Annotated in this window: 13 protein-coding genes; 10 read left to right on the forward strand and 3 right to left on the reverse strand. The window is 38.2% G+C overall.

What is annotated here, in order from left to right:
- Positions 1-512 precede the first annotated feature (512 nt).
- The 10 genes from ABC371_RS07530 to ABC371_RS07575 all read left to right on the forward strand — a co-directional run bounded on the left by ABC371_RS07530 (position 513) and on the right by ABC371_RS07575 (position 12,147).
- Positions 513-1,718 carry an ROK family transcriptional regulator gene (locus ABC371_RS07530; protein ID WP_412896225.1) on the forward strand — a complete coding sequence of 402 codons (1,206 nt, stop codon included), beginning with the start codon at positions 513-515 and terminating at the stop codon, positions 1,716-1,718.
- A 148-nt stretch (positions 1,719-1,866) separates the two neighbouring features.
- Positions 1,867-3,132, forward strand: coding sequence for an ABC transporter substrate-binding protein (locus ABC371_RS07535; protein WP_412896226.1), 1,266 nt, complete (start codon positions 1,867-1,869; stop codon positions 3,130-3,132).
- A 73-nt stretch (positions 3,133-3,205) separates the two neighbouring features.
- Positions 3,206-4,153, forward strand: a complete 948-nt coding sequence (locus ABC371_RS07540; RefSeq protein WP_412896227.1) for a carbohydrate ABC transporter permease — start codon at positions 3,206-3,208, stop codon at positions 4,151-4,153.
- A gap of 69 nt (positions 4,154-4,222) precedes the next feature.
- Positions 4,223-4,984 (forward strand): carbohydrate ABC transporter permease, encoded by a 762-nt coding sequence (locus ABC371_RS07545; protein ID WP_083849144.1) that lies wholly within the window; start codon positions 4,223-4,225, stop codon positions 4,982-4,984.
- Positions 4,985-5,023: 39 nt separating this feature from the next.
- A complete protein-coding gene (locus ABC371_RS07550; protein ID WP_412896228.1) occupies positions 5,024-6,004 on the forward strand; it encodes an ROK family protein in 981 nt (326 codons plus the stop codon).
- A 16-nt stretch (positions 6,005-6,020) separates the two neighbouring features.
- The gene (locus tag ABC371_RS07555; RefSeq protein ID WP_412896229.1) at positions 6,021-7,040 is read left to right on the forward strand and encodes a Gfo/Idh/MocA family protein; all 1,020 of its coding nucleotides are present in this window, start codon (positions 6,021-6,023) and stop codon (positions 7,038-7,040) included.
- Complete coding sequence (locus ABC371_RS07560) at positions 7,037-8,008, forward strand: Gfo/Idh/MocA family protein (RefSeq protein WP_412896230.1); 972 nt, start codon at positions 7,037-7,039, stop codon at positions 8,006-8,008. Before ABC371_RS07555 ends, ABC371_RS07560 begins: the two co-directional genes overlap by 4 nt.
- Positions 8,009-8,085: 77 nt before the next feature.
- Positions 8,086-8,934 carry a sugar phosphate isomerase/epimerase family protein gene (locus tag ABC371_RS07565; RefSeq protein WP_412896231.1) on the forward strand — a complete coding sequence of 283 codons (849 nt, stop codon included), beginning with the start codon at positions 8,086-8,088 and terminating at the stop codon, positions 8,932-8,934.
- Between the two features lie 4 nt (positions 8,935-8,938).
- Positions 8,939-9,931 (forward strand): Gfo/Idh/MocA family protein, encoded by a 993-nt coding sequence (locus ABC371_RS07570; RefSeq protein WP_412896232.1) that lies wholly within the window; start codon positions 8,939-8,941, stop codon positions 9,929-9,931.
- Positions 9,932-10,362: 431 nt separating this feature from the next.
- Positions 10,363-12,147 carry an IS1182 family transposase gene (locus ABC371_RS07575; RefSeq protein WP_412896157.1) on the forward strand — a complete coding sequence of 595 codons (1,785 nt, stop codon included), beginning with the start codon at positions 10,363-10,365 and terminating at the stop codon, positions 12,145-12,147.
- A gap of 419 nt (positions 12,148-12,566) precedes the next feature.
- Here ABC371_RS07575 and ABC371_RS07580 read toward each other — a convergent pair whose 3' ends face one another.
- From ABC371_RS07580 to ABC371_RS07590, 3 genes are all read right to left on the reverse strand, one after another.
- The gene (locus ABC371_RS07580; RefSeq protein WP_412896233.1) at positions 12,567-13,625 is read right to left on the reverse strand and encodes a DnaD domain-containing protein; all 1,059 of its coding nucleotides are present in this window, start codon (positions 13,623-13,625) and stop codon (positions 12,567-12,569) included.
- A 60-nt stretch (positions 13,626-13,685) separates the two neighbouring features.
- A complete protein-coding gene (locus ABC371_RS07585; protein ID WP_412896234.1) occupies positions 13,686-14,189 on the reverse strand; it encodes a competence protein ComK in 504 nt (167 codons plus the stop codon).
- 116 nt (positions 14,190-14,305) lie between these two features.
- The gene (locus tag ABC371_RS07590) at positions 14,306-14,641 is read right to left on the reverse strand and encodes a helix-turn-helix domain-containing protein (protein ID WP_412896235.1); all 336 of its coding nucleotides are present in this window, start codon (positions 14,639-14,641) and stop codon (positions 14,306-14,308) included.
- Positions 14,642-14,880 lie beyond the last annotated feature (239 nt).

A 14,880-nucleotide genomic window follows, 5' to 3' on the forward strand; every position in this document is an offset into this window, starting at 1 on the left:
TTAATAGTACATTCTAAGAATATTCATATCAACTATTATTAAATTCCAAAAATCCTGATTTGCTTTTTCTAGCACTTACGACACGAATCTACATTCGGATACCAATTAATCATTAAGTTTAAGATTGTTAAGGAAATAAAAAAATAATTCCATCTCATATTTTGAGAAGGGGTTATTCATAATACAATACCTTAGAAAGGTCTATTAAGTGAAAATACACTATCTTTAACAAGCGAATTTATCTTTATCTCTATCCATCCATTTTAGGGTTATTGATATGTTTGATCATTCATTTAGTTTTTTTACTATTTTTAGAAAAAAATAAAAAAACTAAATGAAAGGGTTTACATATTAGAAAATTCCGTTTATTATACTTAATAAAGACATTGGAAAAAGTAACTAGCAAATTTACTACTTATCAGCAAATACAGCGTTATCGGAACAAAAATAGCACCAACTTAATAAAGTCACTGAAATATGTAAGTTTAATAGAAAATGAGGTGTTTGGGATAATGCGCAGGACAGGTGATTTAAAGCTTATGCAGGAACTTAATAGGTCCATTATTCTGGACACGATTCGGAAACAAGGACCCATTTCACGAAGCGACATCGCAAAAATGATCAACATAAGTCCGACAACTGTTACTACAGCAGTATCCGATCTAATTAATGAAGGATATGTCCGTGAAGATGGTGTTGGTTTTTCTAAGGGAGGGAGGAAACCTGTTCTCATTAGGTTTAATCCAAACTCAAGGTATATCATTGGAGTTTCGATTACAAATTCATCTATCAAAATCTCAGAGATGAATTTGGAAGGTGCCATTGTAAAAAAGGAAAGTTATCCTACAAACCTTTGTCAAGGTCAGGATATCATCGACCTCCTATTAAAAATGCTTAAGGAGTTTTTGGAGTCAAAGGAAAATCTTCGATTGTGTGAAGGAATCTCAATTATTACACCAGGAATTGTAGATGCAAAAAATGGAGTTATCTCCTATAATACAAAACTTAAACTTTTTGATGTCCCTTTAAAACAAATCGTAGAAAACCAATTTGGCCTGCCAACCTTTATAGACAATGATACAAACGCTTACGTGCTGGCGGAGAACTACTTTGGTTCCTTTATGAAATATAAAGATTTGGTTTATATCACAATAGGTGATGGTGTTGGATCAGGAATCATGTTCAACGGACAAATCATTAGGGGAAATAAAGGAAGTGCGGGAGAACTCGGCCATACCTCGGTTGTTAAGGGAGGCTTGAAGTGTGAATGTGGAAATGAAGGATGTTTGGAAAACTATGTGAATTGGCCAGCAATTTACTCGAAAATTGTATCAGCGGTAATGACCCAAGGAAAAGAAACTTCCATTCGGAACCTGATTAAGGGGGATTTTAAAAGCATTACCCCTGCTGTATTTGTAGAAGCCCTAAACGAAGGTGATGGTGTATGCTATCAAATTGTTGAAGAAATTGTATCACACCTATCTACGAGTATCATTAATCTTATTCAACTTCTAAGCCCAGAAGTAATTATTCTAAGTGGGGAGATCGTTCAGGGGAATCCTATTTTCATAGATTTATTAAAAGAAAAAGTATCGAAACATGTAATTCCCATTTTGAGAGAAGAGGTAAATATTCAGCCAACCTCCCTCGGAGCAGAATTTGAAATGTTGGGAGCAGCAGCTGTTATTTTACAAGAAAAATATCAATTTGCCATTTGATGACTAAAATATCTACTTTAGGAGGTGATAGGAACTCAATCCGTTTCGTGATTTGATTGCGTTACTAAGCTTCTAGAATAAACAGAAATCGTTTTATTTGATCATATTTTATGGGTTCATAAATTAAAAATGATTGGTGGGGGAAAAAATGAAAAAGTTAAAATTTCTCGGTTGTTTATTTCTGATTTTGATAGTTGTCACCATGTCGGCTTGCAGTAATTCGCAAAGCAGTGGGAAAGAAAAAAAGACACTTGAAGTTGCATTATGGGATAAAAATGCTAGTCCGGCAGTAGATAAGTCCATTGAAGCATTCAATAAGCAGCACCCTGATATTAAAGTCAATGTTACCTATACGCCTTGGGAAGATTATTGGACGAAACTGAAAACAAGTATTGGCGGTGGGAAAGGGCCAGATGTATTTTGGATGAACGGTCCCAATTTTTATCAATACGCTTCTTCCGGTTTTATTAAAGATTTAGAACCGTATATCCAAGAAGATGGCGAGTATAAAAAGGATAATTATTTCCCTGCTGTTGTTGATTTATATTCATATGAAGGGAAATTGCATGCGGCTCCGTATTTTATTGACTCGGTCGGGCTCTATTATAATAAAAAGTTCTTCGATGAAGCGGGAATACCTTATCCAGATGACTCATGGACATGGGACGATATTGAAAAAGTTGGAGAGCAGCTTACTGATAAAGAAAATGGTGTTTATGGATATTCCATGGATATCAAAGCAAGCCAATCAGTTTACTATAACCTGATTCATCAAGCAGGCGGTTTTATCATAAGCGATGATAAAACAAAGTCTGGATTCGACACTCCAGAATCAAAAGAAGCATTTACATTTATTGAGAAGTTAATTGACAAGGGAATCTCGCCATCTGCTCAAACCGTTATGGAGACAGAAGGAAAACAATTATTCCTATCCGAGAAAGTAGCCATGCTTCCTGCGATATCTGTTAGTGCAGGAGAATTTAAAGAGGTAATTGGTGATAATCTGGGTGTTGCACCCCTTCCGAAAGGGAAACAAAAAGCTTCAATTGTCCACGGTATTGGTTGGGCGATGAACGACAAAACTCAAAATGACAAAATGGCTTGGGATTTAATTAAAGCGCTATCAGGTGAAGAAGGAAATAAGGTTATTGCCGAAACAGGTTTTTCGATTCCTGCTGATAAAGCGATAAGTGACATTTGGCTTAAGTCCATTCCGTCATTAGATTTGAAAGTGTTCCTTGATGCACAGGAATATGGGGTTGCTTACCCAATCTCTAAGAACACTTCCGAATGGCAAGATGTGGAGATGAAGGAGATTCAAGGAGCCTTTTTGGGACAAAAATCGATCGATGAAGCATTGAAAACGATTGGTGAAAAGATGGATGAAATTCTTGAGAAGGAACAATCGAAGTAAAAGATTGGCCTTAATGCATGGGTCAAACAGGCCGTATCTCTAGCCTGTTTGACGATTGAAAGGAGAGATGATTTTGGGCACCTTTTCACCAACTGTTGAAAAGAAAAAGCAAAATATCGTTGTTGTGGAGCGAAAAAAGAAAAAGCTGGATAAAGAAGCCATCATTGCTTTATTATTCATTGCTCCAACCTTTTTAGGACTTCTTGTATTTTATTTACTGCCTGCCATTGCGTCTTTTGGGTTATCTTTTACAAGCTGGGATGGTATTTCAACACCAGTATATGTAGGACTTGAAAATCTAACCTTCTTATTAGCGGACCCGACATTTCAGCGCTCCATCATTAATACAGTTGTTTTTACAGTTGTGTCAGTACCTATTTCAGTGGTCATTGCGACTTTTGTTTCCCTTTTGCTAAACCAAAAAATCAAGGGTATGGTGGTATATCGAACATTATATTTCCTGCCGGTTGTGACGATGCCAGTTGCAGTTGGAATGGTATGGAAATGGCTATATAACACAGATTACGGATTAATTAATTACATTTTAGGTATATTCCATTTGCCTCAACCCTCTTGGTTGTTTAATCCAAACATTGCACTCTTTTCAGTAATTCTTGTTTATGTGTGGATGACAGTCGGGAATAATGTCATCCTGTTGCTTGCAGGACTTCAGGGAGTTTCCACATCCTATTATGAAGCAGCCCAAATAGATGGTGCTTCTAAAGTAAGACAATTTTTTAACATTACATTGCCTTTAATTACACCAACATTGTTTTTCGTATTTATCACATCCATGATCAGCTCCTTACAGATGTTTGATTTAATATTTGTCATGATTGGCGATAACAATGCACTCTTAGATCCACTAAGAACCATTGTGTTTGGAGTATATGAATCAGGATTTAAATACTCACAAATGGGTATTGCCTCTGCCCAGGCATTTCTGTTGTTTATCGCAATCTTGGCGATTACCATTGTACAATTTGTCTTTCAGAAGAAGTGGGTTCATTACGACTCATAGACAGGGGGGATTTCTTTGAAAGGAAATAAACTGTTCATTCATGTGTTGCTGATTATTGGAGCATTCATCATGATTCTGCCGTTTTTATGGATGATTTCGACTTCATTTAAATCCTATGGTGATTCCATGCAGGTACCACCCGATCTGATTCCAAAAGTATGGCATCCTGAAAATTATTCAAAGGTATTCGAGAGTGTTGATTTTCTAAAGTACTATATCAACACAATTATTGTGACGGCCGGTCGAACTCTTTCCCAGTTGTTCCTGTGTTCGTTAGCGGCATTTGCTTTCGCACGAATGAAATTTCCGTTTAAAAATGTCATTTTCATTGTGATTTTGTCCGTTTTAATGGTTCCACCACAAGTTATCCTAATTCCAAACTATGCGATTTTAACAAAATTAGGATGGATTGATACATTTTACGCATTAATCGTCCCTGGAATTTTCAGCGCATTTGGTGTCTTTTTATTACGTCAGTTTTTCATGGGAATTCCAAAGGAATTGGATGAAGCAGCGATTATAGATGGCTGTTCATGGTGGGGAATTTATTGGCGAGTTCTTTTGCCAAATGCCACTCCAGCCTTGATAGCTCTCGGAATCTTTACAGCACTTGCTTCATGGAATGATTTTCTATGGCCATTAATTATGACCAACTCGGAAAATATGAGAGTTCTGTCAATAGGCATTGCCTCTTTCCAAGGGCAGTATTCTACTAATTACCCTTTATTGATGGCTGGTGCTTTGTTGTCAACAATCCCGATGATTATTTTATTTATTCTTTTACAAAGACACCTAATTGCGGGAATTTCGTTAAGTGGTGTTAGAAAGTAGCAGAGTGTTTTATAAAATGAATGTATAGGGAGTAATTAAATGGAACGAACAGAAGATTTAGCTATTGGTCTTGATATTGGAGGGACAAAAATACTAGCCGCGCTGGTGTCACAGAATGGAGAAGTTCTTTCCAAATGTCAGACGGATACTAAGAAGGGAAAGGAACAATTTGGTGATTTCCTTCTTACCACACTTAATGCTCTTATAAAGGAAGCAAGTATCGAGAAAACGAGAATAAAAGGAATTGGAATTGCAACTGCGGGTGTTATTGATTCGAAAAAGAAAGAGATCCTCTTTGCTAGTAATCTAGGTTTATCCAATTTTCCAATCGGACTTTTTCTAGAGAATAAACTAGGTCTTCCTGTCCAGTTATACAATGATGCCAATGCAGCTGCAGTTGGTGAGTGGATGTGGGGCGCTGGTAAAGGAAAACAGAATCTCATTTATATCACTGTCAGCACAGGTATAGGAGCAGGAATCATAAGCAACGATAAACTTTTAACCGGATTGTCAGACAGTGCAGGGGAATTCGGGCACATTTCTATTAATTTTGATGGTCCTCTTTGTCCATGTGGCAATAAAGGGTGTATAGAAAACTATACATCTGGAACAGCCATTGCGAAGATAGCTCATGAACGAATCAAAAATGGTGCCGTAAGCCATTATCTTTCAGCTAATGCTGGTGTGATAACCGCTGTCGATGTTTGTAACGCAGCTGAAATGGGCGATTTTTTTTCAATCGATTTGCTTGAAGAAGTTGGGGAATATCTGGGATTAGGAATTATCAATCTCATTCATCTGTTAAATACAGAAGTTGTGATTCTTGGTGGTGGGGTCATGAATGGAGCAAAATTCATACTGCCTGCCCTTCAAAGAACCGTTCAGAAACATGGAATTGCCAGTATGGTAGATAAAGCAAAAATTGATATATCTCATCTTGGAAATGATGCATGTGTGATGGGTGCAACAGGGTTGTTTTTTAAAGAAAGTACTCAGAATGCAGCACTACTAATTAAATAAAAGGGAGAGATGACAGTTGTTAAACGTTCTATTAATCGGAGCCGGCACCATGGGCAATGTGCACGGTGAGTCCTTTAAAAAAATGGGAAATGTTGTGCTTGCAGGGATCGTCGATAAAAATCTTCAAAAAGCGAAGGATCTTTCGGAAAGATTAGAAACAAAAGCTTTCCAAACATTTGAAGAGGCAATAGAGGTTTTAGAAAAAGTCGATATCGTTTCTATTTGTGTGCCAACCCCTTTCCATAAGCCTTATGCAATAAAAGCAGCAGATCTTGGGATTCATGTTATTTGTGAAAAACCTCTAGCTAGAAACCTTCAGGATGCTCGAGAAGTAATTCAATATTGTCGCGATAAAAATGTAAACCTTTTCGTTGGTCACGTTGTTCGATTCTTTCCTGAGTACGTACAGGCTAAAAAGATGATTGAAGAAGGAAAAGTCGGTAAGGTATCGGTTGTTCGAACATCAAGAGGGGGAGGTTTTCCTAAAGCATCTGATGATTGGTATGCGGATTATAAAAGCAGTGGCGGTCTAGTGTTAGATATGGTTATCCACGACTTTGACTTCTTAAGATGGTGTTTTGGAGAAGTGGATCGCGTTTATGCCAAAAGCATAAAAGATGGCGACAAAAAGCACTTGGATTACTCTCTAATCATCATACGCTTTAAAAGTGGTGTAATCGCACATGTAGAAGGAACGTGGGCACATCAAGGTTTCACAACAAAATTCGAATTTGCGGGTGAAAAAGGAATCATTGAACATGACAGTTCAAAGTCTGTGCCTGTTGTATTCGAGGGCAGAAACAAAGGTACTTTAGGTGGAGGAGTTGCGGTTCCTGAAAGTCCGTTAAAGCACAGTCCTTATTTTACTGAGTTACAACATTTCATCAATTGCATTGAGACAGGTAGTCAACCTATTGTATTAGCTGAAGACGCTTATAAGGCACTGGAAATTGCCATAAGTGCCCTTGAATCAATTGAATCTGGTAGAGAAGTTGTCTTGGGGGAAAATCAAAAAGAGGAGGCGCAAATCCGATGAAGGTAGGAATTATTAGTTTTGCTCATCCACATGCGAACGGATATGCTCATGCATTAAAGGACATAGAAGGGGTCGAAATCGTAGGAATAGCGGATAATGATCAAACTCGGGGAAAAAATGGGGCTGAGAGATATCAGACAAAATACTTTAGAGATTATGAAGAATTGCTGCAACAGGACCTTGATGCGGTGATTATCACTTCTGAGAATAGCAATCACCGTGAACATGTAGTGGCAGCAGCAAAGGCTGGAAAGCATATTTTATGTGAAAAACCTATAGCAACTACTGTGGAAGATGCAAAAGAGATGATCGAAGTGTGTAAGCAACATGATGTTATTTTGCAAACTGCTTTTCCAGTGCGGTTTAACACAGCGATTACACGGGCTAAACAAATCGTTGAAAATGGGGAACTTGGGCAAATTTTTGCAATCAAAGGAACAAATCGCGGCACAAATCCTGGTGGGTGGTTTATCGACAAGGAGCAATCAGGTGGAGGCGCGGTTATTGACCATACAGTGCATGTAGTGGACATTATGAGATGGGTCATGGGCACAGAGGTCAGGGAAGTATATGCAGAAATTGACAATACCATCACTTCAGGCCCAATTGATGACTGTGGAATCCTTTCTATTGAGTTTGAGAACGATGTATTTACGACTTTAGATTGCAGCTGGTCCCGCAATGAAAAATACCCGACATGGGGAGACGTCACATTAGAAATTGTGGGAAGTGAAGGAACACTTAAAGTGGATGCCTTTGCACAAAAAACGGATCTCTATTCTCAAGATGAGGTTAGCTGGAATTACTGGGGCGATAATATGGATTTTGAATTAGTGAAGGACTTTTTAAATAGTGTTTCAATCGGTAAAGCACCATCCATTACAGGATTTGATGGGCTGAAAGCTCTTGAAGTTGCCTTAGCAGCATATGAATCCTCTGAAAAAAAGCAGCCTGTTAAACTAGGTTAACAAGTTTGCTGGTGTAGTAGAAAAGGAGCAAAGGGTTAGAGGTTAGACTTTTTACGGATTAATAAGGGGGATGTTGAATGCTAAAAGGAATTAATCAATGGTGCTACCCTGAAGGAACATCATTGGAAGCTGTATTTAAAATCAGTAAAGAAGCGGGATTTGATGCAGTTGAATTGAATGTATATGAAGCTGGGGGAGTTGGCTTAACAATGAAGACAACTCCTCAAGAAGCGGAAGCCATTGTTAGACTGGCCGCATCCTATGGAATCCAATTGCGAAGTATTTCTACCGGGTTGTTATGGCAAAGTCCCTTATCTTCGCCTGACGCAAATGTTAGAGAACAGGCAAAGGCAATCATCCTAAAGCAATTGGAATTGGCGAATGCCATGGGGATTGATACGGTATTGGTTGTTCCAGGTATGGTCACCGAAGACGTATCGTATGAAGAGTGTTACAACCGAAGCCAACAAGAACTAAAAGAACTACTTGTTGAAGCAGAAAAATATCAGGTTTCCATTGGGATTGAGAACGTTTGGAATAAATTTTTAATGTCACCACTTGAAATGGCACGCTATATTGATGAATTAGACTCTGATTATGCAAAAGCCTATTTTGATGTAGGGAATGTCCTTCAGTTTGGCTTTCCCGAACAATGGATTCGGATTCTTGGAAACCGCATTAGCAAAGTTCATGTGAAGGATTTTAGTACATCGGTTGGAAATATTACTGGATTTGTCCCTCTTTTAGCAGGTGATGTAAATTGGCCAGCCGTTGTCGAGGCGCTTGAAGAGATTGGCTATCATGATACGCTTACAGCCGAGCTCAACCCATATGCTATTAACCCTTCGCAATTGCCGATTGATATAGCTCGTCATCTGGACGTCATTTTAGCGAGTCGTTCTAAAGTGAAAAACGAAAGGAGCTGAATGGATGAGTAAAGTAAAAGTAGGATTCGTTGGTGTTGGCGGAATCGCCGGTGTACATTTAGAGAATATTTCACAAAACAGTCATGCTGAAATTGTTGCTGTCTGTGACATCGTGGAGGAAAATGCGAGGAAAAAGGGATTACAGTACAATGCATCCGTTTACACCGATTTAGATGTCATGCTGGAAAATGAAACGCTGGATGCGATCTTTATATGTGTGCCTCCATTTGCTCATGGGGATATGGAAGAAAGAATCGCATCACGTGGAATTCATCTTTTAGTAGAAAAACCATTAGGCCTTGATTTAGAAACGGTAAAAAGGAAAGAGAAAGTAATAAAAGATTCCGGTGTTATTTGTGCGGTGGGCTATTGTTTACGTTATTTGGATACAGTTGCTAAGGCGAAAGAATATTTAAAAGATAAGAAAATCGCTATGGTAAGGGGATATTACATTACTTCATTTGTTCAAACCCCATGGTATCGAGACATGAGTAAATCAGGCGGTCAACTCGTAGAGCAGTCTACCCATATATTAGATTTAATGCGCTATGTAGCGGGTGATATCGAAAGTGTCTATGCGAATATGAGCTTGCAGGTTCTATCTGATATTCCAAATATCGACATCCCTGATGTTTCTTCAGTAAATATGACATTTACATCTGGTACAGTGGGACATTTAGATTCATCCATTACCCAGAGCGACCATCGATCAGGTATAGAAATATTAGGAAAGGATTTCCGCCTAGAGATAGATGGGACAACATTAACCATTGTTGAAAAAGATACTTCCATCATCTATAAATCAAAGGTGGACTTCTATCAAGAACAGGATAGAAGATTTATTGAAGCTGTAATGAAGGGTGAATCTGATCTTATTTTATCAGATTATGAAGACGGAGCAAAAACCCTTGCTGCAACATTGGCGTCAAATAAGTCAAATGAAGTGGGTCTGCCTATTAAACTGTCATCGCTAACAAAAAATAAAATTACTTTATAAATTTGTAGACTAACATATCTTGTAATTTAATGGGCGAAATCCAAGAAAGTCTTGAGAAAATGGTTGAGAAAGAAACTTTAGTAAATCAACATCTATAATCGATACTTCTAAGGGGCTGTCCGAAAAGTCATTGAAAAGTGACTTTTGAGGACAGCCTCCTTCTTTTATATTATTTTCAGGTTAAAACATGGTGTTGATTTCCGCTGCAGCTACTCGCTTTCCGCGGGCGGTCCGAGAGCCTCCTCGTCGCAAGCTCCTGCGGGGTCTCTCCTGGCCACGCTTTTCCCGCAGGAGTCTCGTACCTTCCGCTTCAATCAACTAGATTTAAAACAGTAATTTTTACACAATTCTTAAAAAAGTACACAAAAAAATCGTCTTTTCAAGTAAAATTGTAAGTGACCAAACCAACAACTTTCGAAAGGACGATTTTTATGAGTAATCAAATGACTACTGAATTAAATTATAACACGGAACAAACTACCCTTCCACTAAATATCCAAGAAGAAACTTGCGTTTCACCTAAGAGAGAACTCCGTCCCACATTCATTCCATACAATAATCAACAAATTACCTTCATTCCTGATATTCAAGAACTGATTCCAGATCATCACGTGGCACGAGTAATTGACGAAATGGTTGAAGCTATTCCTGATGAAAAGTTGTTCTCCCATTATAAGGGAGGGGGCAGAAGTTCATTTCATCCAAAAATGATGCTTAAAGTCATTTTGTATGGATATTCCCAAAAAACATATTCATGTCGTGGAATAGAAAAAATGTTAGAAGAAAATATTCCAGCTATGTGGTTAGCCGCGATGCAAAAACCAGATTTCCGTACATTAAATGATTTTCGCGGACAACGAATGAAATCATTAATGAACGAGCTATTCGAAGCTATGATTTTAAACCTCATAAAAGATGGATACATAACAATGGAAAACTATTTTTTGGATGGGACAAAGATCGAAGCCAATGCCAATAAGTATTCTTTCGTATGGAAAAAGGCTACAACCAAATTTGAGGAGACGTTAAGAGGAAAAATTCAAGAAACCCTACGCCACATAGAAATGATGACCGAGTTAGAGGCTTCTGATGATGTACAAAACAATACTCAGAATTCAGAAAACCTTACTTTTAAGCTTGAGGAAATAGCAGAAACTCTTGAAGAAAAAGTAGAAGTATTGTCTGAGGAACTAAAGAACGAAACAAATGCAGAAGTTAAAAAAGAAATTAGACAAAAACGGAGCTTATTCACAAAGCCTTTAAAGTTAATCCGTAAGGATTTCATACCACGTCTAGCAAAATACAAAGAACAGAACAATACATTTGGTAATCGTAATAGCTATTCTAAAACCGACAAAGATGCAACATTCATGAGAACCAAAGAGGATCATATGAAAAATGGTCAACTAAAACCCTGTTATAATGTTCAAATGGCAACAGAGAATCAATTTATTTTGTACTATTCCATCCATCAGCGCCCAACAGATACACGTTGCTTTAAGGAACATTTGGAGAGACTAGCTTCCTCGTCTTTACCAATGCCTAAAGTAGTTATTGCCGATGCGGGTTATGGAAGTGAAGAAAACTATTTATACGCCATTGGTGAAGGTAAAGAACCTCGTTTTGAGTTCCTCATTCCTTACGGAAGCTATATGAAGGAACAAACTCGCAAATACAAAAACGATATTAGTAACGCGAAGAACTGGGTTTACAACGAACAGGATGACATGTTCATTTGCCCGAATAACCGAAAGGTTTTGTTTAAAAAGTATCTAACAAAAAAGAACTCATCGGGTTATGAACAAAGTTACAAAATATATGAATGCGAAGATTGTACAGATTGCCCATTAAGACAACAATGTACAAAAGCAAAAGGTAATCGCCAGGTTCATTGGAACACAATATTTGAAGAAATGAAAGCAAAGGCAAAAACAGCCCTTGAATGTGAGGAGAAAGCAACTATCTATTCTCAACGTAAAATTGAGGTAGAAAGTGTGTTCGGTCACATCAAGGGCAATCGGTCGTTCCGCAGATTTTCTCTGCGGGGGCTCGATAAGGTTCATGTCGAGTTTGGGATTGTGGCATTAGCACACAATCTATTGAAAGTAGCAGGCATCCGCCTGGCTACTTTCAATAATCAAAATCCATCAAAAAAGCAGCGAGAGAAAAACATAACATTTTTCTCTCGCTGCTTTACTATTTTTGGGACTTTTTAGACAGCCCCTTTATTGTTATTAATAACGCGGAGTTGACCTGATACTCGCCAAGGTGTTTCGTATAGGCAGGTACTGTCGTTGCGCATTTTCAAGATTGCTGACGTAATCCCAAATAACTGCTTATCATTTACTGAAATTAATTATTACACAAAAGACCATAACTTACAGGGGGACGTACCATATTAGGGACACAAGCCATCGTTCCACTCCTGATTAAAGGTTAAATGAATAGTGGTGTACTATTCATTTACTTTTATCTGTACTAATCCCAAAATTTTATTTCAAACAAACGTTTGATTGGATGACTTTTTGGGTAAACCAAAACCGCTGTTATAGTGGCGAACCGCGTTAAATTAGTATTTTAGAATAGTGGGTGTAAAGAAAAGGTACATTGTTCCGCATTGGTTTCTGGCACTCATCTAAAACTTCTTTAAACGCTCCTCAAACAATCTTTTTTTCTCTTCAAAGCAGGATTTGTGTGCTGGTTCCTGTGAAGCAGTGGCTCCCTGTTCCGTACGCTTTTTTATTTGATCTTCAACAATTCCTTTATCCTTTTTAAAGGCAGTGTCATGTGTAGATTCGTGGTTCTGCTCACGCTTTTGAAACCATTCTGGAATGTATTCCTGTCTAGTAGGCTTTTTCATAGGTGAGTGGTTCATTTGATTTTTATACGCAAGACGTGCTGCATGGACATCATCTAAAGTTTGATACCCTTTATCCACCCAATCTCTTAATATCGCTTCAACATAGCTCCAACGCTTTGATGAATTTTCTACAGCTAGCTTCATAGCCTCAATAACGAGATCGTCTGATAAATCTGTACACCATGCTTTGATTTTGTCAGCGATAAAGCCTACAATTGTTCCAAATCCGTTTTGCTCGAAGAATCGGAATGGGTCTTCTTTTTCGTGGGTCTCTTTTGAAGAAAAAGAAGTCTCTGAAGTATTCTTTGTAGTACTCTCTGAAGTACTCTCTAGTAATGGTGTGTTCAAGTTGAGCACATCCTCTGTCCAATGTGAGCAGCTCGTCTGCTCATTGTGAACACAGGGGCTGTCCAGATTGAGCAGTTCATCTGTCTGATTTGAACACATCGTTTGTTCATTTTGGACAGGTGGTAGAATTTCGCCGTCTGCTTGAGTAGGGTCAATTGTTTTTAAGTTTTCGATGTTTTCGTAATTGATGGTGTACCATTTCGTCCGATCGATTTTTAACCGGTTGAAATGATTAGAAGAGAGAAGACCTTTGTTTTCCAAATTTGAAATCAGTCTTCGAATCGTGCTTTTTGAGAAGAAAGGGAACTGCTCGGTAAAGTCATCGTAAGTGAAATACACCCATTTTCGGTCTAATTGAATATGATTTGTACGTTTCAACCAATAGTGAATTTGCTGCAAAATAATGCTCTCATGTAAACCAATCAGTTTAGCTAGTGAGGGGATAATAAGTAGAGGTCTTTCTTCAATTAATAAATTTCCATTCAAGTCTGTTCATCCTTTTTGAGTTATTTTGGGGTTGGAGGGACAGTCAACTGCCCCCTGAAATTACATGCTTAGCGTTGAATGCGCTTGCATGAATTCCGGTGTTGAGTACTGTAGAATGCACATGCCTGTACGTGTGTATTGCTTTTGTATGATGTAGGGTGATTCGTTCAAAGGTAGTTCTTGATTATTTTTAAATAGGATAATCGATTGGGTTGTTGGATTTGTTTTTCCGGAAGGTTTGATTGTTTTTATGTGATGGTGGAAAATCCAATTGCACTCAAACGCAGTAGGTGAGTGAGTGGGAAATGCGAAGATTTTTCTTCGAGGGTTAATCGGAATAGGGACCTTTTGCACTGCACCGGTTAAGTGGGTGACGGCTTTGCGTCTGCCCTCATAGGTGGCGCCGCCTTCTAGGCAGGCAGCTTTGATGATTTGTAATGGTGTTTGCCGGGCATAGATGATTTGGTGAATTTCTTTTACAATCGCTGAGTACTCGATTTCTCGTGCAGGAAGGATTGCCATTGTTTGGGGGTTCACTTCATAAAACGGTTGAATTGTTTTCATGTGTTCGCTCCTTTTTTGTGGTGGTGTAGCGGGGGATTTAGAATGTACTGAGTTAATAGGTCATAGTTTGTGTGTTGGCTATTGGTTTAATAGAGGTTAAGAGTGAAATGGTATTATCAGCTTTCTTTTTTGGATTGTAGACGATCAATGCCTTTAAGATGGACTTCTATTAATTCCAAAGCAGTCTCTTGTATATCGCGGGGTCTGTCCGCAAGCAAAAGAATGATAGAATCCAAAATTTCTGAGATCTCATTATCTAGTAAAAGCTGCCAAAGGGGAACATCTAAGCCGTCTGCAATCTTTCTATACGTTTCCATAGATACTCCTTGCCTTGCTCCATTTTCTACCTCGCTTAGATAGTTCGCTGAGATATCTGCTTCATTCGCAAGTCTTTCTTGACTCCAATTTCGTTCATTTCGTAATTCTCGAATCCTATGACCAACTCGTTCCAAGAAAATCACCTCTAGCATTAGTAAATACTAGAAAAGGAAAAAGATGAATTAACGATAGAGGGGAATTATATTGACTTTACCCAACGATTGTTGGGAATTTAGGAAGTGGGGGAAATTTATCAAAACAGCAATATAGAATAGGATAAAGTTGCTCAAAAACCATAGTGTGAAGGAGAAATAAATGCTTAAAGTACTTTAAAATGACAACGGATTTTAAGAACCTTATATTTTTAAGTCAA

The organism is Bacillus jepli (assembly GCF_047238305.1).
Taxonomy (GTDB): domain Bacteria; phylum Bacillota; class Bacilli; order Bacillales; family Bacillaceae_L; genus Ferdinandcohnia.